This window comes from Achromobacter sp. AONIH1 (assembly GCF_002902905.1).
GTDB lineage: Bacteria > Pseudomonadota > Gammaproteobacteria > Burkholderiales > Burkholderiaceae_B > Achromobacter.
This window is the reverse complement of record NZ_CP026124.1, coordinates 3094224-3112047: the sequence shown is the minus strand read 5'-3', so window position 1 is coordinate 3112047 and position 17824 is coordinate 3094224. Positions and strand designations below refer to the sequence as shown.

16 protein-coding genes are annotated in these 17824 nt (G+C 66.3%); 3 read left to right on the top strand and 13 right to left on the bottom strand.

The genetic code is table 11. The features are described 5' to 3' along the window. Positions 1-50: 50 nt before the first annotated feature. The 13 genes from rfaD to gyrA form a co-directional block, all read right to left on the bottom strand. On the bottom strand, positions 51-1040 hold the full coding sequence (gene rfaD, locus C2U31_RS14220) for an ADP-glyceromanno-heptose 6-epimerase (protein ID WP_103273354.1): 990 nt from the start codon (positions 1038-1040) through the stop codon (positions 51-53). Next, complete coding sequence (gene rfaE1, locus C2U31_RS14215; RefSeq protein WP_103273353.1) at positions 1037-1978, bottom strand: D-glycero-beta-D-manno-heptose-7-phosphate kinase; 942 nt, start codon at positions 1976-1978, stop codon at positions 1037-1039. Before rfaE1 ends, rfaD begins: the two co-directional genes overlap by 4 nt. Continuing rightward, positions 1975-3192: a lipopolysaccharide assembly protein LapB gene (gene lapB, locus C2U31_RS14210; protein WP_103273352.1), complete on the bottom strand. Its 1218-nt coding sequence runs from the start codon at positions 3190-3192 to the stop codon at positions 1975-1977. The genes rfaE1 and lapB overlap by 4 nt, the downstream gene beginning before the upstream one ends. A gap of 87 nt (positions 3193-3279) precedes the next feature. Beyond that, positions 3280-3594, bottom strand: coding sequence for a lipopolysaccharide assembly LapA domain-containing protein (locus C2U31_RS14205; RefSeq protein WP_103273351.1), 315 nt, complete (start codon positions 3592-3594; stop codon positions 3280-3282). Between the two features lie 158 nt (positions 3595-3752). Continuing rightward, positions 3753-4112: an integration host factor subunit beta gene (locus C2U31_RS14200; protein WP_103273350.1), complete on the bottom strand. Its 360-nt coding sequence runs from the start codon at positions 4110-4112 to the stop codon at positions 3753-3755. A gap of 3 nt (positions 4113-4115) precedes the next feature. Beyond that, on the bottom strand, positions 4116-5828 hold the full coding sequence (gene rpsA, locus C2U31_RS14195; protein ID WP_199771004.1) for a 30S ribosomal protein S1: 1713 nt from the start codon (positions 5826-5828) through the stop codon (positions 4116-4118). A 194-nt stretch (positions 5829-6022) separates the two neighbouring features. After that, positions 6023-6712 (bottom strand): (d)CMP kinase, encoded by a 690-nt coding sequence (gene cmk / locus C2U31_RS14190; protein WP_103273348.1) that lies wholly within the window; start codon positions 6710-6712, stop codon positions 6023-6025. A 17-nt stretch (positions 6713-6729) separates the two neighbouring features. Further along, positions 6730-8052, bottom strand: a complete 1323-nt coding sequence (aroA, locus tag C2U31_RS14185) for a 3-phosphoshikimate 1-carboxyvinyltransferase (protein ID WP_103273347.1) — start codon at positions 8050-8052, stop codon at positions 6730-6732. Positions 8053-8056: 4 nt separating this feature from the next. Then, positions 8057-8959, bottom strand: a complete 903-nt coding sequence (locus C2U31_RS14180) for a prephenate dehydrogenase/arogenate dehydrogenase family protein (protein WP_103273346.1) — start codon at positions 8957-8959, stop codon at positions 8057-8059. Next, the gene (hisC, locus tag C2U31_RS14175) at positions 8956-10077 is read right to left on the bottom strand and encodes a histidinol-phosphate transaminase (protein WP_103273345.1); all 1122 of its coding nucleotides are present in this window, start codon (positions 10075-10077) and stop codon (positions 8956-8958) included. The genes C2U31_RS14180 and hisC overlap by 4 nt, the downstream gene beginning before the upstream one ends. A gap of 9 nt (positions 10078-10086) precedes the next feature. Next, positions 10087-11172: a prephenate dehydratase gene (pheA, locus tag C2U31_RS14170; protein ID WP_103273344.1), complete on the bottom strand. Its 1086-nt coding sequence runs from the start codon at positions 11170-11172 to the stop codon at positions 10087-10089. Next, positions 11165-12295 (bottom strand): 3-phosphoserine/phosphohydroxythreonine transaminase, encoded by a 1131-nt coding sequence (gene serC / locus C2U31_RS14165; protein WP_199771003.1) that lies wholly within the window; start codon positions 12293-12295, stop codon positions 11165-11167. The genes pheA and serC overlap by 8 nt, the downstream gene beginning before the upstream one ends. Next, entirely contained in the window at positions 12295-14952 is a 2658-nt protein-coding gene (gene gyrA / locus C2U31_RS14160; RefSeq protein WP_103273342.1) for a DNA gyrase subunit A, read from the bottom strand. The genes serC and gyrA overlap by 1 nt, the downstream gene beginning before the upstream one ends. Positions 14953-15355: 403 nt before the next feature. On the opposite strand from gyrA, the gene ompA reads away from it, so the two are divergent. The 3 genes from ompA to C2U31_RS14145 all read left to right on the top strand — a co-directional run bounded on the left by ompA (position 15356) and on the right by C2U31_RS14145 (position 17515). Then, positions 15356-15949, top strand: a complete 594-nt coding sequence (ompA, locus tag C2U31_RS14155) for an outer membrane protein OmpA (RefSeq protein WP_103273341.1) — start codon at positions 15356-15358, stop codon at positions 15947-15949. 166 nt (positions 15950-16115) lie between these two features. Beyond that, positions 16116-16844 carry a bifunctional 2-polyprenyl-6-hydroxyphenol methylase/3-demethylubiquinol 3-O-methyltransferase UbiG gene (gene ubiG / locus C2U31_RS14150; protein ID WP_103273340.1) on the top strand — a complete coding sequence of 243 codons (729 nt, stop codon included), beginning with the start codon at positions 16116-16118 and terminating at the stop codon, positions 16842-16844. After that, positions 16841-17515: an HAD family hydrolase gene (locus C2U31_RS14145; RefSeq protein ID WP_103273339.1), complete on the top strand. Its 675-nt coding sequence runs from the start codon at positions 16841-16843 to the stop codon at positions 17513-17515. Before ubiG ends, C2U31_RS14145 begins: the two co-directional genes overlap by 4 nt. Positions 17516-17824 lie beyond the last annotated feature (309 nt).

Here is a 17824-nt window from a genome sequence, read left to right as displayed (position 1 = left end):
GCATGGCGGCGGCTTGTTCCGGCCCGGCAAGGCCGGCATCCGGCAACGGCTTACTTGCGGGCGCGCCAGTAGCGCACGTACTCGGCCACGCCCGTCTGCACGTCGCGCATGGGCGCGGTGAAACCGGCGGCACGCAGGCGCGACACATCTGCCTGGGTATAGCTCTGATAGCGTCCCTTGAGGTCGTCCGGGAACGGGATATAGCGGATCAGGTCCAGTTCCACCAGCTGCGCCAGCGACAGCTCGGCCTCGCCGCGCTCGGCGCGCAGCGTGTTGACCACCGCGGCGGCCACGTCGTTGAACGGCTGTGCGCGGCCCGTGCCGCAGTTGAAGATGCCCGACGTGCCCGGGTTGTCCAGGAAGTGCAGGTTCACGGCCACCACGTCCTCCACCGAAATGAAGTCGCGGCTCTGGCCGCCGTCCACATAGCCGTCCCAGCCCGCGAACAGCCGCACATGGCCATGTTCCAGGAACTGGTTCATGTTGTGGAAGGCGACCGAGGCCATGCGCCCCTTGTGCTGTTCATGCGGACCGTAGACATTGAAGTAGCGCAGGCCCACGACCTGGGACTTGAGCGTGTCCATGCGGGTGCGCAGCACCTGGTCGAACAGCAGCTTGGAATAGCCGTAGACGTTCAGCGGACCTTCGTTGGCGGGATCTTCGACATACACCGACGAACCGCCGTACACCGCCGCCGAGGACGCGTAGATGAACGGGATCGCGCGCGCCTGGCAGAACTCGAGCAGCTCCAGCGTGACGCGGTAGTTGTTGTCGAGCATGTAGCGACCGTTGCGCTCGGTGGTGTCCGAGCAGGCGCCCTGGTGCAGAACCGCGCGGACGTGCGACAGGCTGCCGTCCAGCACGCGGCGGCGGAAGTCGTCCTTGTCCATGTAGTCCGCGATCTTGCAGTCCACCAGGTTGACGAACTTGTCGCCTTCGGTCAGGTCGTCGACCGCCAGGATATCGGTGATGCCGCGACGGTTCAGGCCGCGCACCAGGTTGCTGCCGATGAAGCCGGCGGCTCCGGTAACGATGATCATGCTGTTTCTCCTGCCAATTCCGCGGCCGTGACGACGGAGGTGCCGAGCTTGCCCACGGCGATGCCGCCAGCCTTGTTGGCCCAGGCCATGGCCTCGGCCCAGGGCAAGCCCACGGCGCGCGTGACGGCCAGCGTCGCCAGCACGGTGTCGCCCGCGCCGGACACGTCGAACACCTCATGCGCCTGGGCGTCGATATGGTCGCGGCCGGCGTCGGTGAACAAAGTCATGCCCTGCTCCGAACGGGTCACGAGCAAGGCTTCCAGGTCCAGCTCGGCGCGCAGTTGCTGCGCCCGGCCGGTCAGTTCGGATTCGGAACTCCAGCGGCCCACGGCCTGCTGCATTTCCGAGCGGTTCGGCGTCACCAGCGTGGCGCCACGGTAACGCGAATAATCATCGCCCTTGGGGTCCACCAGCACGGGGATGCCCGCCGCGCGCGCCTGGGCCAGCAGCGGCTCGACACGCGTCAGCACGCCCTTGGCATAGTCGGAAAGCACCACCACGTCGTGGTTGGGCAGATGGCGGGCAAAAGCGGCATCGATGCTGTCAAGCGCGGCCGTTTCCGGATGCTGCTCGAAATCGACGCGGAGCAACTGCTGCTGGCGGCCGAGCACGCGCATCTTCAACGTGGTGTGCAGCGTGGGATCGACGATAAGTTCGCCTTCGATGCCGGCCTCTCGCGCCAGCTTGCGCACGCTGGCGCCAGCCTCGTCCTCGCCCAGCACGCCGATCAGGGTGACATACCCGCCCAGGGCCGCGACGTTGCGGGCCACGTTGGCCGCGCCGCCGAGACGGTCTTCACGGCGCGCCACGCGCACCACAGGCACCGGCGCCTCAGGCGAGATGCGTTCCACTTCGCCGAACCAGTAGCGGTCCAGCATCACATCGCCAACCACGAGCACACGGCTGCGCGCGATGGTTTCGGCGGGAAATGAGCTCATTCAAGTTCCTCGAGACGGCGCGGCGCGTAGGTTTCCCACGCGTTGCAGCCAGGACATTGCCAATAGAAACGACGCGCCTGGAAGCCGCAGCTGCGGCAGGCATAGCGGTCCAGCCGCTGGGTATGCTTGTGGATCAGGCTGCGCAACAGGGTCAGGTCCGCGCCCTGCACGGGGCCGTCTTCTGCCGCGCCATCGCTGTTGGCCAGCTCGGCCTCCAGCAGGCGGTCCAGGCCCAGCAGCGAGGGATGATGGCGCAACGCGCCACGGGCGAACGCCCAGGCGGGCGAGGCGCCCTGCTGCACCCGCAATTCACGGAAGATCACATTGAACAGATCCAGCGAGGCGTGCCGCGCGTACTGGCGCTGCAGCAGGTCCAGCCCCGCCGCTTCCTGGCCGGCCGCGCGGTAGTTGGCCAGCACCTGCTCGGCCACCAGCCCGGCATACTCGGGCGCGTCGGTCATCACCGATTCGAGGTACAGACGCTCGCGCTTGGGATCCTGTTCCAGCAAGGCCACGCGCGCGTGCAGCATGGCCGTGCGCACCTTCGTGCCTTTGCTCGTGACGGCCGTGTCGCCGATCGTCAACGCATGATCGGCGGCCTCGAGCGCGACATGCGCCGCGTCCAGGTCGGCCGGCTTGGCCTGCAGCGCGGTCTGCGCCTGTTCGCAGTAGTAATGGACGATCTGCGGCACGGGCTCGTCCACCAGCCCGTGCAGGGTCTTGACGGCCTCGATGGCGCGCGGCCAATCGTGCTCCGACTCGTAGATGCGGATCAGCGAGCGCAGCGCCGGCAAGGCGTAGCGAGTGTCCTTGAGCTGCTCGAAACCGCTCTCGGCGCGATCGAGCATGCCGGCCTTCAGGAAGTCCTGGGCCAGTTCGTGCTGCGCGTGCTCGCGCTCGGCGGACGGCAGATCGGATCGGTTCAGGAGGCTCTGGTGCACACGGATGGCGCGCTCCATCTCGCCGCGGCGCCGGAACAGGCTGCCCAGCGCGAAGTGCAATTCGGTCGTCTCGGGATCGAGCTTGGCGACCTCGACAAAGGCGTCGATGGCTCGGTCCGGCTGTTCATTGAGCAGGAAATTCAGCCCGCGAAAATAGGAATCCGGCAGGCTGCGGGTTTCACGCAGCATTTGCCGGATGTCGAAACGCGCGGCCAGCCAGCCGAGCGCGAACAGCACCGGCACGAAAATCAACCACCAAGGTTCAAAATCCACTATACGGGCTCTTGAAGAAATTCAGTTATCCGTGGACGCCATCCGTCCACCCATCACGTGCAACGCTTCGCGGGCGAGCCTGCTCCGCTACAGCGGCGACATGGGCGCCACGGCTTCCGGCGGCACGGACGGCGTCGTGCCGTTCACGGCGGCCTGCACGCGGTCGAGTTCGCGGCGCAGGCGCATGGCCTCGCGGCGGCGGCGCATGGCGGCCGGCACCGTCAGCAGCAGGCCGAACAGCGCGCCCAGCACGAACACCACCAGCATGACGACGATCAGCGGCACGTCCTGAACCACGTAATCGGCATAGAACCGGACTTCCACGGGATTGGTGTTCTTCAGCGCGAACATCAAAACCGCGACGAACACGAGCAATCGCAGGGCCCAGACAAGGTAGCGCATGGCGCATGCTCCAGAAAAATCGAGGCGTCAATTGTAAGCGACAAGCGCGCCTTGCCGCGGACTTGATGCGGCGCCCAAAAAAACAAAGCCCCTTGATCGCTCAAGGGGCTTTGCTCGGGGTCAGATCCGCCACGAAGGCAGCCTGGTCCTGCCGGCCATCAGTGCATGGCGTGCAGACCCGCCAGAGACGGCATCGGTTCGCTCGATCCGGAAGATTGAGCGTCCTCTTCGTTGCCGCCGACCAGGTCCACCCGCTCGCGCAATTCCTTGCCCGCCTTGAAATGCGGCACCTGCTTGCCAGGCACCAGCACCTGTTCGCCGGACTTCGGGTTGCGCCCGATGCGGGGAGACCGCTGGGACAACGAGAAGCTGCCAAAACCGCGGATCTCGATGCGCTGGCCCGAGGCCAGGGCCTGGGTCATCGCATCGAGCACGGTCTTGACCGCGTAGTCGGTGTCCCGGGCGGCCAGCTGAGGATAGCGGGCCGCCAGGGCGGCGATCAGCTCCGACTTGGTCACGTATTAACCGTCGTTGCGCTGTTGGTCCAGCTTGGCCTTGAGCAGCGCGCCGAGGTTGGTGGTGCCCGACGAGGCGCTGGCTTCCGACATGCGCTGGATCGTTTCGGCGGTCTCGGCGTTGTCACGGGCCTTGATCGACAGCTGGATCGAACGCGTCTTGCGGTCGATGTTGACGATCATGGCTTCGATGTTCTCGCCGGCCTTCAGGACGGTGGTGGCATCTTCGACGCGGCCCGAGGAGATCTCGGAAGCGCGCAGGTAGCCCTCGACGTCCACGGACAGCGTGATCACGGCGCCCTTGGCTTCGACCGACTTGATGGTGCCCGGAACCACGGCGCCCTTGTCGTAGGTGGCGACGAAGTTGTTGAAGGGGTCGCCTTCCAGCTGCTTGATGCCCAGCGAGATGCGTTCCTTGTCGGTATCGATGCCCAGAACCACGGCTTCGATCTCGTCGCCCTTCTTGAAGTTGCGCACGGCTTCTTCGCCGGTTTCCGTCCACGACAGGTCGGACAGGTGAACCAGACCGTCGATGCCGCCGGGCAGGCCGACGAACACGCCGAAGTCGGTGATCGACTTGATGGCGCCGCGGACCTTGTCACCACGCTTGAAGTTGGTGGCGAACTCTTCCCACGGGTTCTGGCGGCACTGCTTCATGCCCAGCGAGATGCGGCGACGGTCTTCGTCGATCTCCAGGACCATGACTTCGACTTCTTCGCCCAGGGTCACGACCTTGCGCGGATCGACGTTCTTGTTGGTCCAGTCCATTTCGGAGACGTGCACCAGGCCTTCGATGCCGGCTTCGACTTCAACGAACGCGCCGTAGTCGGTCAGGTTGGTGACCTTGCCGAACAGGCGGGTGCCTTGCGGGTAGCGGCGAGCCAGGCCCACCCACGGGTCTTCGCCCAGCTGCTTGACGCCCAGCGAGACGCGGCTCTTTTCCTGGTCGAACTTGAGGACCTTGGCTTCGACTTCCTGACCCACTTGCAGGACTTCGGACGGGTGACGGACACGGCGCCAGGCCATGTCGGTGATGTGCAGCAGGCCGTCGATGCCGCCCAGGTCCACGAACGCGCCGTAGTCGGTGATGTTCTTGACCACGCCCTTGACCACAGCACCTTCGTGCAGGGTTTCGAGCAGCTTCTGGCGCTCTTCGCCCATGCTGGCTTCCAGCACCTGGCGACGCGACAGCACGACGTTGTTGCGCTTGCGGTCGAGCTTGATGACCTTGAATTCGAGGGTCTTGCCTTCGTACGGGGTGGTGTCCTTGACCGGACGCAGATCCACCAGCGAACCCGGCAGGAACGCGCGGATGCCGTTGGTCATGACGGTCAGGCCGCCCTTCACCTTGCCGGTGATGGTGCCAGTGACCAGCTCGCCGTTTTCCAGCGCCTTTTCCAGTTGCAGCCAGGCCGACAGGCGCTTGGCGCGGTCACGCGACAGGATCGTGTCGCCGTAGCCGTTTTCCAGCGAATCGATCGCCACCGAGACGAAATCGCCGGGTTGCACTTCGAGCTCGCCCTGGTCGTTCAGGAACTCTTCCAGGGGGATCAGCGCTTCGGACTTCAGGCCGGCGTTGACGACGACGAAGTTGTGGTCGACGCGCACGACTTCGGCGCTGATGACCTCGCCGGACTTCATGTCCTGGCTCTTGAGGCTTTGTGCGAAAAGGTCGGCGAAGCTTTCGCCGCCGGTGGCGGTAGTGGAAACGGAAGACATGGGGTTGAAATCCATTAGGCCGAAATGGCCGTTAAGAACACACCACAGCGGATTGCCCGCCGCAGTGGAGTCAAAGTACCTGCTTGCCTGCCTGGTCTTCGGGTTCCCTGAGGGGATGTCCCGCGAAGAAGGCCGGCCCGTCAGCAGGGCCAAGAAAAACGGGCTCGAAAAGCCTGAATGAGCAAAAGCTCGCGTCAGGCGTTTCCGGATTCCCGCCAGAAATCCAGGATGGCTTGCACGGTTTCCGCGATCGTCAGATTCGACGAATCCAGCACCCGGGCATCCTTCGCGGGAGCGAGCGGCGCGGCCGCGCGCTGGGTATCGCGCGCATCCCGCTCGCGCATATCCCGCAAAAGGTCGTCAAGGTTAGCAGAAATTCCCTTTTCGATCAACTGCTTACGCCGCCTCTCCGCCCGCGCGACCACGTCGGCCACCAGGAAGACCTTGAGGGACGCATCGGGGAACACGACCGTGCCCATGTCGCGCCCGTCGGCCACCAGGCCCGGCGGCACACGGAAAGCCCGCTGGCGCTCCAGCAGCGCCTGGCGCACGCCGGGAAACGCCGCCACGCGGGAAGCGAAGTTGCCCACCTCTTCACGGCGTATCTCGTGGCCGACGTCGCCGCCTTCCAGGTAGACATGCGGCCCGTCGAAACGCACATCCAGCGTCTCGGCGACCCGGGCCACCGCCGGCTCGTCCTCGGCGGCCACGCCCTGGCGCATGGCGGCCAGGGCCGTCAGGCGGTAGAGCGCGCCGCTGTCCAGCACATCCCAGCCCAGCGCCTTGGCGACGCGGTGCGCCACGGTGCCCTTGCCGGAGGCGGTCGGCCCGTCGATGGTGATGACAGGCGCGGCAACAACAGGATTTGCGGAGGTAACGGTCATGAATCGCAGAATAAGGCTCAGGCCGAAACCAGGCCTGCGTATACGTCAAAGTAACCCGGGAACGTCTTGCTGACGCAGCCCGGATCTAGAATGCGCACGGCGGCCGGGCCGAACGCGGCCAGGGAGAAGCACATGGCCATGCGATGGTCGTCCCAGGTGCCGATGTGCGCATCGCGCCAGCCGTCCCGGACGGGCGGCGTCACGCGCAGCCAATCCGGCCCCGATTCCACGGTCGCGCCCAGCTTCTCCAGCTCGGTCTGCATGGCGTGGATACGGTCCGTTTCCTTCACGCGCCAGCTGCCGATGTTGCGCAGCCGGCACGGGCCGTCGGCATACAGGGCCAGCGCGGCCGCGGTCATGGCCGCGTCGGGGATCAGGTTGAAATCGGTATCGAAGGCCTTGAGTCGCTCGCCGTCGGCGACATTCACGCCACTGACCTCGATCCAGTCCGGACCGTAGCTGACCGAGGCGCCCATATCCGCCAGCGTCTGGGCAAAGCCCACGTCGCCCTGGATGCTGTCGGCGCCCACGCCGCTGACCCGCAGCGGACCGCCGCCGATCGCGCCCAGCGCCAGGAAATAGGACGCCGTGGACGCGTCACCCTCGACCGCGATGCGGCCCGGGCTGCGGTAGGCGGCGCCGCCTTCGATCACGAAGCGGCTCCAGCCGTCGCGGCGCACGGTGACGCCGAAGCGCGCCATCAGGTTCAGCGTGATCTCGATATAGGGCTTGGAAATCAGCTCGCCGACGACTTCGATCGTCATCGGCTTGCCGCTGCGCCCGGCTTCGATCGGGGCGGCCAGCAGCAAGGCGGTCAGGAACTGGCTCGACACCGAGCCCTGCACGCGCGTGACGGCGCCGGCGATGATCTCGCCGCGACCGATATGCAGCGGCGGATAGCCCGGCTGTCCCAGGTAGCCGACGCGGGCGCCCAGGGCATTGAGCGCATCGCCCAGGTCGCCGATCGGACGCTCGTGCATGCGCGGCACGCCGGACAGCTTGTAGTCGCCGCCCATCAGGGCCAGCGCGGCGGTGAGCGGACGAATGGCGGTGCCGGCGTTGCCCATGAACAGCTCTGCGCTTTCGACCGGAAAGCGCCGCACGCCCTCGACGGTGACCCGGCCCGCATCCAGCTCGGACACGTTCACGCCCAACTGCCGCAAGGCGGTCAGCATGACGCGGGTGTCGTCCGAGTCCAGCAGGCCGGTGATCTCGGTGCGGCCCTCGGCCAGCGCCGCCAGCAGCAGCACGCGGTTGGAAATGCTCTTCGAACCCGGCAGGGACATCTCGCCCCGGGCGCGCCGCACGCGCGGCAGATCAAGATAAGGCAAAGCGCCCATTCAGCTACTCCTTGCGCCAGTCGCGGCGCGCCTGCGCCGCCGTTTCCAGCAATGCCTGCAGGCCGGCGCCATCGCCGTCCGCGATCGCGCGCTCGGCGCGGTCCAGCACGGCGCGTACCTCGGCCAGTTCCGTCAGCATGGCATCGCGGTTGGACAGGAAGATGTCCCGCCACATTTCCGGCGAACCGGCCGCGATGCGCGTGAAATCCCGAAAACCGCTGCCCGCCAGGTCCAGCCGGCGACGGGCGTCGGCGGCCGTGGCCACCTGCTCCATGTAGACGGCGGACAGCAGGTGCGGCAGATGGCTGACCGAGGCGAACACGCGGTCATGCGCCTGCGCTTCCATGTCGACCACCGTCGCGCCGCAGGCCTGCCAGGCCGCGCGCACGCGGGCCACGTCCTCCGCCGCGTTCTCGGGCAGCGGCGTGAGCACCACGTTGCGCCCGCGATACAGGCCGGCGTCGGCCGCCTCGGGCCCGGTGCGTTCCGCGCCGGCGATGGGATGGCCGGGCACGAACTGCGCGCAACGCCCGCCCAGGGCGGCGCGCGCCACATCGACCACTTCGGCCTTGGTGCTGCCGGCGTCCGTCAGGATCGCGCGCGGCGCGAGCGTGGGCAGCATCCGGATCAGCAGGTCGCGCAGGCCGCCCACGGGCGTGGCCAGCAGGATCATGTCGGCCCGGGCCGCCGCGACCTCGGCGCTGACGGCCTCGTCAATCAAGCCCAGTTCCAGCGCGCGCGCCAGCGATTGAGCGTTGCGCCCTACCCCCAGCACCTTGCCGACCTTGCCGGCGCGGCGCAGCGCGGCGGCGAACGAACCGCCGATCAACCCCACGCCCGCCACGGCCAGGACAGGAATCAGGGGGCCAGCGGCCCCCTGATCGGCGGAAGCGGAAACACCGTTCATGCGGCCAGGATCGCGCTCAGCGCCTCGATGAAGCGGGCGTTTTCCTGCGGCAGTCCGATGGACACGCGCAGCCATTCCGGCAGGCCGTCGCCGGCCACCGGACGCACGATCACGCCACGCTTGAGCAATTCCAGATTGATGCGGGGCGCGTCGCCCACATGCACCAGCACGAAGTTGCCGTAGCTGGGCACGTAGCGCAGCTTGAGCGCGTCGAAGGCCTGGCACAGCTGGGCCTTGCCCGCCTTGTTGGTGGCGTAGGCCTCTTCCAGGTAGGCGCTGTCGGCCAGCGCGGCGATGGCGGCGGCCTGGGCCAGCGTGTTGACATTGAACGGCTGGCGCACGCGGTTGAGCAGATCGGTCAGCGCCGGCTGCGACACGGCGAAGCCCACGCGCAGGCCGGCCAGGCCGTAGGCCTTGGAGAAAGTGCGCGAGACGATCAGGTTCGGATAGCGGCGCGCCAGCGCGGTGCTGTCGAAGCGGAATTCCGGATCCAGGTATTCGTTGTAGGCCTCGTCCAGCACCACGGTCACGCGGTCGCCATGGGCGGCCTGCACGCGCTCCAGGAAAGCAGCGACCTGCTCGCCCGGCACGAAGGTGCCGGTGGGATTGTTCGGGTTGGCGATGAAGACCACGCGGGTGTCGTCGGCAATGGCGTCGAACATCGCGTCCAGGTCATGGCCGTAGTCCTTGGCCGGCACCACGATGTGGCGCGCGCCGCGCGCCTGCGTGGCCAGCCGGTAGACGGCGAAGGAATGCTGCGCGTACACGGCCGAAGTGCCCGGCTCCAGCAGCGCCAACGCCACGATTTCCAGGATGTCGTTGGAACCGTTGCCCAGCGTGATCCAGTTCATCGGCACGCCGTAGCGCGTGGCCAGCGCCGACTTCAGGTCAAAGCCGTTGGGGTCTGGATAGCGCGCCAGCGACTCGGCCGCCGCCAGCATGGCCGCGCGCGCCGACTTGGGCATGCCCAGCGGGTTTTCATTCGACGCCAGCTTGACGATGCCGGCCGGATCCAGCCCGAACTCGCGGGCCAGTTCCTCGATGGGCTTGCCCGCCTGGTAGGGCGCGATGGCGCTGACGTGGGCGGGGGCGACGAGAGGCTTGGATGCGTTGGTCATGGTGAAGGCTCACGGCGCCGGGTAGGAACCCAGCACCTTCAGATAGGCGACCTGCGCCTGCAGGGTGGCGAGGGCACTGGCGACGTTTTCGTCGTTGCGGTGCCCCAGGACATCGACGTAGAAATAGTATTCCCACTGGCCGGTGCGGGCCGGGCGCGACTCGAAGCGCGTCATGGACACGCCATTGGCCGCCAGCGGCGCCAGCATTTCATAGACGGCGCCGGCGCGGTTCGGCACGGCCAGGATCAGGCTGGTCTTGTCCTGACCGCTGACCAGCGGCTCGATATAGCCGATGGCCAGGAAGCGCGTGCGGTTGTGCGGATCGTCCTGGATGCCGGAGGCCACCACCTGCAATTCCCAGGCCGGCGCGGCCACTTCGCCGGCGATCGCCGCGACGGACGGATCGGCGGCGGCCATGCGCGCCGCTTCCGAATTGCTGGAAGCGGCCACGCGCTCGACGTCGGGATAGTTGCGGGTCAGCCAGCCCTGGCACTGGGCCAGCGCCTGCGGGTGGGCGGCGATGGCCTTGATGCCGTCCATGCCGCCGGATTTCGACATCAGGCAATGACGGATCACCAGCGAACGCTCGCCCAGGATCTTGAGCGGCGTGTTCAGCAACAGGTCCAGGCTGCGGTTGACGGCGCCTTCGGTGGAATTTTCCACCGGCACCATGCCCACGTCGGCCTGGCCGGCCTCGACGGCGCGGAACACTTCATCGAAGGACGGGCACGGCAGCTTCTGCACCGCGTGTCCGAAATGCTCCAGCGCCGCCTGCTCGGAGAACGAGCCTTGCGGGCCCAGGTAGGCAACCGTCATGCCGCGCTCCAGGCCGCGACAGGCCGAGATGATTTCCGTCCAGACCGAAGCCACGGCGGCGTTCGGAAAGGGGCCGGGATTGAGCTGCTGCAGGCGGCGGATGACTTCGGCCTCACGCTCGGGCCGCAGCACCGGGCCGTCGGCCTGGGCGGCGTGCTTGGCCTCGCCCACTTCCTGCGCGGCGCGAGCGCGCTGCGACAGCAGGTCGAGGATCTGCGCGTCGAGCGCATCGATGCGGTCGCGCAACGGGCGCAGCGCGCGCTGCAGGTCTTCATCCATGGCGGCGCTCGAATTCTTTCAGGTAGGCGACCAGGTCCTGCACCGCGGCCAGCGGCACGGCGTTGTAGATGGAGGCGCGCATGCCACCCACGCTCTTGTGCCCCTTCAGCTGCGTCAGGCCGGCGGCCTCGGCGCCCTGCAGGAAGGCATCGTTGAGCGAGTCGTCGCGCAGCACGAACGGCACGTTCATGCGCGAGCGCACGGGCGCGTGGATCGGATTGCGGTAGAAGCTGGTGCTGTCCAGGTAGCCGTACAGCAGGTCGGCCTTGGCCTTGTTGGCGGCTTCCATGCCGGCCACGCCGCCGTTGGCCTTGACCCACTTGAACACCAGCCCGGCGATGTAGATCGCGAAGGTGGGCGGCGTGTTGTAGCGCGAGTGCTCGGCGGCGACGTTGGCATAGTCGAAGGCCGACGGGCAGATCGGCAAGGCGTGGCCGATCAGGTCGCGGCGGGCGATGACCATGGTCACGCCGGCCGGGCCGGCGTTCTTCTGCGCGCCGGCGTACACCATGCCGCAGCGCGCGACGTCCAGCGGACGCGACAGGAAATGCGAGGACGCGTCCACAACCAGCGGCACATCGGGCGCGCCCAGCGCGGCCGTGTCGGGCCAGTCGAGGAATTCCACGCCGCCGATGGTCTCGTTGCTGCACAGGTGCAGATAGGCGGATTCCTTGCGCACCTGCCAGGTATCGGTGGCGGGCACCCAGGTGAACGGGGCCTGCTCGCGGCCGTCCAGCTGCGTCGCCTGGGCGCTGCTGGCGGCGATGTGGGCGCTGCCGTAGCGCCCGGCTTCGGCGTGCGAACGCTTGGACCAATGGCCCGTGACGACGAAGTCCGCGGCCGGCGTGCCGCGGCGTCCCATGAGATTCATGGGAACAATGGCGTTTTCCCCGGAACCGCCGCCCTGCATGAACATGACGGCGTAGTCGGCCGGCAGGCTCAGCAGCTCGCGCAGATCGCTTTCGGCTTCGTCGCAGATCTGCACGAAATGCTTGCCGCGATGGCTCATTTCCATCACCGACATGCCGCTGCCGTTCCAGTCCAGCATTTCCGCGGCGGCTTGCCGCAATACCACCTCGGGCAGGGCCGAGGGGCCAGCCGAGAAGTTCCAGGGGCGGGCCATTATTGCTCCGTAGGTTCCGTCGAATCCGTTGCGTCGCCGCCTTCGTCGCCGGCGTCCTGGCCATTCTCATCCAGGTCGCTGTCGTCGTCGGCATCGCTTTCCACCACGCGCCGCACGCCGGACAGCGAGCTGCCGTCATCGACGTTGATCAGCGTCACGCCTTGCGTGGCGCGGCCCATTTCGCGGATTTCCGCGACACGGGTGCGCACCAGCACGCCGCCGGTGGTGATCAGCATGATTTCATCTGACGGCATGACCAGCACGGCGCCGACCACCTTGCCGTTGCGCGAGCTGGTCTGGATGGCGATCATGCCCTTGGTGCCGCGGCCGTGGCGCGTGTACTCGGTGATCGGCGTGCGCTTGCCGTAGCCGTTCTCGGTGGCGGTCAGCACGCTTTGCGTCTCGTCGCCGGCAACCAGCAGCGCGATCACCGTCTGGGTGTCCTCGAGCTGCATGCCGCGCACGCCGCGCGCGTTGCGGCCCATCGGACGCACGTCGTTCTCGTCGAAGCGCACGGCCTTGCCGGCGTCGGAGAACAGCATGACGTCATGCTTGCCGTCGGTCAGGTCGGCGCCGATCAGGTAGTCGCCATCGTCCAGATCCACGGCGATGATGCCGGCCTTGCGCGGGTTGGAAAAATCGGACAGCGGGGTCTTCTTGACCGTGCCGCGCGTGGTCGCCATGAACACGTAGTGGTCGTCGCTGAATTCCTTGACCGGCAGCACCACGGTGATCTTCTCGCCATCAGCCAGCGGGAACATGTTCACGATGGGCTTGCCGCGCGAGTTGCGCGTGCCTTGCGGCACTTCCCAGACCTTCAGCCAGTACACGCGGCCGCGGTTCGAGAAGCACAGCAGGAAGTCGTGCGTGTTGGCGATGAACAGCTGGTCGATCCAGTCGTTTTCCTTCATCGCCGTGGCCTGCTTGCCGCGGCCGCCGCGCTTCTGCGAACGGTACTCGGACAGCGGCTGGCTCTTGATGTAGCCGCCGTGCGACAGCGTCACGACCATGTCGGTGGGCGTGATCAGGTCTTCGGTGTCGAGTTCGGTCGCGTTGAGCTCGATGTCGGAACGACGCGTGTCCTTGGCGCCGGTCGAGAACTCGGCCTTGATGGCCTGCAGTTCCTCGCCAATGATGGTGGTGATGCGCTCCGGACGGGCCAGGATGTCGAGCAGGTCGGCGATGGTGGACATGATGTCCTTGTATTCGCCAACGATCTTGTCCTGCTCCAGGCCGGTCAGGCGCTGCAGGCGCATGTTCAGGATTTCCTGCGCCTGCGTATCGCTCAGGCGATACATTCCATCGCCCTGCAGGCCAAACTCCGCGCCCAGGTCGTCGGGACGGAAAGCCTCGCGGCCGCCCGGCGTGTCGCCGTCGGCGCGCGACAGCATCTCACGCACCAGCGACGAATCCCACGAACGCGCCATCAGTTCCTGGCGCGCGACGGGAGGCGTCGGCGCCGCCTTGATGATGGCGATGAAGTCGTCGATGTTGGCCAGCGCCACGGCCAGGCCTTCCAGCACGTGACCGCGCTCGCGCGCCTTGCGCAGCTGGAACACGGTGCGGCGCGTGACCACTTCCCGGCGATGCTGCAGGAAGTAGTCCAGCATCTGCTTCAGGTTGAGCAGGCGCGGCTGGCCGTCGACCAGCGCCACCAGGTTCATCCCGAAGGTGTCCTGCAGCTGCGTGTTCTTGTAGAGGTTGTTCAGCACCACCTCGGGCACTTCGCCGCGCTTGAGCTCGATGACCAGGCGCATGCCGTCCTTGTCCGACTCGTCACGGATGTCGGAGATGCCCTCGATCTTCTTGTCGTTGACCAGCTCGGCGATGCGTTCCTGCAGCGTCTTCTTGTTGACCTGGTAGGGGATCGCGTCGACCACGATGGCCTGGCGGTTGCCCTTTTCAAGGTCTTCGAAGTGCGTCTTGGCACGCATGATCACGCGGCCGCGGCCGGTGCGGTAGCCTTCGCGCACGCCCGACATGCCGTAGATGATGCCGCCCGTGGGGAAGTCCGGCGCCGGGATGAGCTCGATCAGCTCGTCGACCGTGCAATTCGGATTGCGCAGGCAGTACAGGCAACCGTCGACGACTTCCTGCAGGTTGTGGGGCGGAATATTGGTGGCCATGCCCACCGCGATGCCCGAGCTGCCGTTGACCAGCAGGTTGGGCAGCCGCGACGGCAACAGCAGCGGCTCTTGCTCGCTGCCGTCGTAGTTGGGGCCGAAGTCCACGGTTTCCTGGTCGATGTCGGCCAGCAGTTCGTGGGCGATCTTGGCCAGGCGGATTTCGGTGTAACGCATCGCCGCCGCGTTGTCGCCGTCGATCGAGCCGAAGTTGCCCTGGCCGTCGACCAGCATGTAACGCATGGAGAAATCCTGCGCCATGCGGACGATGGTGTCATAGACGGACTGGTCGCCGTGGGGGTGGTATTTACCGATGACGTCCCCGACGATACGCGCCGACTTCTTGTAGGCGCGGTTCCAGTCGTTGTTCAGTTCGTGCATCGCGTAGAGCACGCGCCGGTGGACGGGCTTGAGGCCGTCCCGCACATCCGGAAGCGCCCGGCCTACGATCACGCTCATCGCGTAATCAAGGTAACTGCGGCGCATCTCTTCTTCCAGCGATACCGGAAGCGTCTCCTTGGCAAAGGAATCCATATATATAACGACAGAATCGTGTAAGGAGGAACCCGGGCCGGGTAAACGGGAAATTCTATCATTCGATTCAGGTAGCGGTTCCCCGGTAGCCTGGACACCATCCAGCCCGGCCCGCATCCGGCAAGGCTCGCGGCATGTCGGGAAGACCGCCGCCGGGCCTGTTGCCAAAAACCAACATGGAAAACGGGTGGAGCGCCGAAATCGCCATATCCAGCGCCAATGCGCCTCTCCAGGGAAGCCAAAGCCCCCCAAATGCCTTAAGATTGTTTCCAGCACGCAGGAAACCCAGTAGCTATTCCTTTGAACCAGCTCTTGGCGTTGCTATACTGGCCCCGTTTTCCTGATATGCGGCGGGGGTTCGCTGCGAGTCACTTATCCAGCTTCAAGCTCAACGAGGAGAAACATGAACAAACCCTCCAAATTCGCTCTGGCGCTCGCCTTCGCCGCCGTCACGGCCTCGGGTGTAGCCTCGGCCCAGTCCTACCCCAACACGGTGGACAACTGGCGCAACCCGTTCGGTAACGTTTGGAAGAACGGTACGAACGAACTGTGCTGGCGCGACGCCTTCTGGACCCCGGCCACCGGCATCCCCGGCTGCGACGGCGTTCCGGTTGCGCAACAAAAGGCCAAGCCGACCCCGCAAGCCGCCAAGGTCGTCTTCAACGCTGACACGTTCTTCGACTTCGACAAGTCGACGCTGAAGCCGGAAGGCCGCCAGCTGCTGGATCAAGTTGCCCAGCAAGCCCAGGGCATCGATCTGGAAACGATCATCGCCGTCGGCCACACCGACTCGATCGGCTCTGACGCCTACAACCAGAAGCTGTCCGAGCGCCGTGCCGCTTCGGTCAAGGCCTACCTGGTCAGCAAGGGCATTGATCCGAACCGTATCTACACCGAAGGCAAGGGCAAGAAGGCCCCGATCGCTTCGAACAAGACCGCTCAGGGCCGCGCCCAGAACCGTCGCGTTGAGATCGAAATCGTGGGTAGCCGCAAGTAATTGCCGGACTAGCTACAATAAGGGGCCTCGCATAGCGAGGCCCTTTTTTTCGTCCGGACTCAGCCAGCAACGCACCAACCCGGTGCATTCCGGACGCGCCTCGCCCCTGGCGATGGAATTCGCGCTGGCCCTCTATATATAGCGCCGCCTCTACGCCGGACCGCCCATGACCACGCATATCGAAGATTCCGCTCCCGCCACCGTCAACGCCGACCAGGCCGAACTGGACAAGTTCAGCGCGCTGGCCAGCCGCTGGTGGGACCCCGAAAGCGAGTTCAAGCCCCTGCACGCCATCAATCCGCTGCGCCTGGAATGGATCCAGGAATGCGCCGGCAGCCTGGCCGGCAAGACGGTGCTGGACGTGGGTTGCGGCGGCGGCATCCTGTCCGAGTCCATGGCCCGCGCCGGCGCGACGGTCACCGGCATCGACCTGGCCGAAAAATCGCTGAAGATCGCCAAGCTGCACGGCCTGGAATCCGGCGTGAAGGTCGAATACCGCAAGGTGCCCGTAGAGGAACTGGCGGCCGAGCAGCCCGCGCGCTACGACGTGGTCACCTGCATGGAAATGCTGGAGCACGTGCCCGATCCGGCCTCGGTGGTGCGGGCCTGCTCCACCCTGGTCAAGCCTGGCGGCTGGGTCTTCTTTTCGACCCTGAACCGCAACCCCAAGTCCTTCCTGTTCGCCATCGTCGGCGCTGAATACGTGCTGCGCCTGCTGCCGCGCGGCACCCATAGCTACGAGCAGTTCATCAAGCCCAGCGAACTGTCGGCCGCCGCGCGCGGCGCGAACCTGGAGCCCGTGTCGATGCGCGGCATGGAATACAACCCGATCACGCAGATCTATTCCTTGTCGGCCGACACCTCGGTCAACTACCTGATGGCAACCCGCAAATGAGCGCACTGATCCTGTTCGACTTCGACGGCACGCTGGCCGATACCGCCCCCGACCTGGCCGCGGCGGCCAACCGGCAGCGCACCCGCAAGGGCCTGGAACCCATGCCCTACGAAGCCCTGCGTCCGGTCGCCTCGCAAGGCGCGCGTGGCCTGCTGCGCGTGGCGCTGGGCCTGAAACCGGGCGACGCCGACTATGAGCCGACGCGCCTGCAGTTCCTGGAAGACTACGCCGCCGAATCCACCGTGCACAGCAAGCTGTTCCCCGGCATCGTCGAACTGCTGGCCGGCATCCGCGAGCGCGGCCTGTCGTGGGGCATCGTGACCAACAAGGTCACCTACCTGACCCTGCCCATCGTCGAATTCCTGGACCTGACCCGCGAGAGCGCCGTGCTGGTCTGCGGCGACACCACCGCCCACGCCAAGCCGCACCCCCTGCCCCTGCAACATGCCGCGCGCGAGGCCGGTTTCGCCGTCGAACGCTGCGTCTATGTCGGCGACGACCTGCGCGACATCCAGGCCGCCCATGCCGCCGGCATGCCGGCCGTGGCCGCGGCCTATGGCTATGTGGGCGAAGAAGACAACGTAGGCAGCTGGGAAGCCGAGCGCTGCGCGCACTCCCCCGCCGAACTCTGGGCCGCCATCGAGCCCCTGCTGCCCGCCGATCTGCGCTGAATCCGCGCCAGGTCGTGCCGCGGACGTCGTGCCGTCCGCGGCCATTCACAGCCTGCGCCACCACGCAGGAGCGCTGACGAAAGCCCTGGCCCCCTCCACCGGATTAGCTCGTTCTGTCGAACAATTTGTACGACGCCACGCGCTTTATCCTGCAATGCAAGTGGTTTAAAGTACCGACATGGAAAACATCCGGACTGATCCGGATTGTTTTTTTCGGCGACTGCCGGCGTCGGCACCACTTTTCATCTTCCCGACGCCCCGTCCGCCCGCCGACAGCCTTTCGGCTCTCGCGCGCGATGCGCCCGGCTT

Bases quoted from the DNA above. Each gene is read 5' to 3' on its own strand.
- rfaE1 (WP_103273353.1), bottom strand. From the start codon at position 1,978: ATGAGCTCATTTCCCGCCGAAACCATCGCGCGCAGCCGTGTGCTCGTG.
- gyrA (WP_103273342.1), bottom strand. From the start codon at position 14,952: ATGGATTCCTTTGCCAAGGAGACGCTTCCGGTATCGCTGGAAGAAGAG.
- C2U31_RS14145 (WP_103273339.1), top strand. From the start codon at position 16,841: ATGAGCGCACTGATCCTGTTCGACTTCGACGGCACGCTGGCCGATACC.
- C2U31_RS14180 (WP_103273346.1), bottom strand. From the start codon at position 8,959: ATGAACGGTGTTTCCGCTTCCGCCGATCAGGGGGCCGCTGGCCCCCTG.
- ubiG (WP_103273340.1), top strand. From the start codon at position 16,116: ATGACCACGCATATCGAAGATTCCGCTCCCGCCACCGTCAACGCCGAC.
- rpsA (WP_199771004.1), bottom strand. From the start codon at position 5,828: ATGTCTTCCGTTTCCACTACCGCCACCGGCGGCGAAAGCTTCGCCGAC.
- C2U31_RS14205 (WP_103273351.1), bottom strand. From the start codon at position 3,594: ATGCGCTACCTTGTCTGGGCCCTGCGATTGCTCGTGTTCGTCGCGGTT.
- hisC (WP_103273345.1), bottom strand. From the start codon at position 10,077: ATGACCAACGCATCCAAGCCTCTCGTCGCCCCCGCCCACGTCAGCGCC.
- pheA (WP_103273344.1), bottom strand. From the start codon at position 11,172: ATGGATGAAGACCTGCAGCGCGCGCTGCGCCCGTTGCGCGACCGCATC.
- ompA (WP_103273341.1), top strand. From the start codon at position 15,356: ATGAACAAACCCTCCAAATTCGCTCTGGCGCTCGCCTTCGCCGCCGTC.
- serC (WP_199771003.1), bottom strand. From the start codon at position 12,295: ATGGCCCGCCCCTGGAACTTCTCGGCTGGCCCCTCGGCCCTGCCCGAG.
- aroA (WP_103273347.1), bottom strand. From the start codon at position 8,052: ATGGGCGCTTTGCCTTATCTTGATCTGCCGCGCGTGCGGCGCGCCCGG.
- rfaD (WP_103273354.1), bottom strand. From the start codon at position 1,040: ATGATCATCGTTACCGGAGCCGCCGGCTTCATCGGCAGCAACCTGGTG.
- cmk (WP_103273348.1), bottom strand. From the start codon at position 6,712: ATGACCGTTACCTCCGCAAATCCTGTTGTTGCCGCGCCTGTCATCACC.